This window comes from Kitasatospora sp. NPDC034533 (assembly GCF_055575155.1).
In genome coordinates this window covers 73962-74832 of record NZ_JBVITE010000045.1, presented here as the reverse complement: position 1 = coordinate 74832, position 871 = coordinate 73962, and the positions used below count along the sequence as shown (strand labels likewise).

2 protein-coding genes are annotated in these 871 nt (G+C 73.1%); both read right to left on the bottom strand.

Features of this window, described 5'->3' with window-relative positions; all coding sequences use genetic code 11:
- Nucleotides 1-91: 91 nt before the first annotated feature.
- Nucleotides 92-232 carry a hypothetical protein gene (locus tag ACZ55U_RS26955; RefSeq protein ID WP_465529863.1) on the bottom strand — a complete coding sequence of 47 codons (141 nt, stop codon included), beginning with the start codon at nt 230-232 and terminating at the stop codon, nt 92-94.
- On the bottom strand, nt 229-687 hold the full coding sequence (locus ACZ55U_RS26950; RefSeq protein ID WP_465529861.1) for a hypothetical protein: 459 nt from the start codon (nt 685-687) through the stop codon (nt 229-231). The genes ACZ55U_RS26955 and ACZ55U_RS26950 overlap by 4 nt, the downstream gene beginning before the upstream one ends.
- Between the last annotated feature and the right edge of the window lie 184 nt (nt 688-871).

Below are 871 nucleotides of genomic sequence, written 5' to 3'. Positions count from 1 at the left end.
GTCATCGGTCAAGGTCAGCTCGGCCATCGGCCGCCCCATACGCGCCATGGGCACAGGCTACAGATATGAAGCGAATTTCAGGTGCAGGACACTAGAGGATCGGCTCGCTCCCGATCGCCTGGCCGCCGGCGGTGAGGAACTGCTTCCAGGCCTCGTCGGAGGTGGAGAACAGGTACCCCAGGTGCCTGATCGTGCCGATCCGGAAGTAGACGGGCCGGTCGTGGCAGGTCACACGATCTCGTCCCGGGGGAGGGACCCCACCCAGCGGGCTCGGCCGAACGCCGGACTGGTGTCCCGGTCGGCGGCGTCCGGCCGGAGCCGGGGCTCGGTGGCGATGACGAGGGAGGAAGTGCCCCCGTTCTCGCCCTCGGGCGTGACCTCGCAGGTCCACAGGGGGTCGGACCCCACGGTCACGGCCTCCTCGTAGCGCTTGCCGGGCGAGCGCTGGACGGAGACCCCCGGCAGGCCGCAGACGGCGTCGCCGTCGAGCTCCCGCTCGGTGGCGGCCGGGGCCAGCTCGCGCAGGGCGGGCAGCGGCGCCCTGCCGCAGCCGCGCCGGTCGGCGATGCGGTCGGCCGCCGACACGGCGAGCCGGGCGAGCTTCAGGGGGTCGGGCTCCTTCCCGGAGTACGCGGTGACCCGGGCCCAGAGCCCGTTGGGGCACCCCCCCCGGGGAGCAGCGCCCACGCCTCGTCGCCACGGACGGCGCCGACCGCGCCGCCGTTCGCCGAAGCGGCGAACGTCCGGGCGCCGGGAGGGATCGGGAGGTGGAACACGGCCGGATTCAGGCGTGCTCCTGGGGCGGGGGGGGGGGGGAAAGGAACCACAAGAAGAAGAGGGAGGAAGGAAAGGTCGCAACCGACGGCCTCTC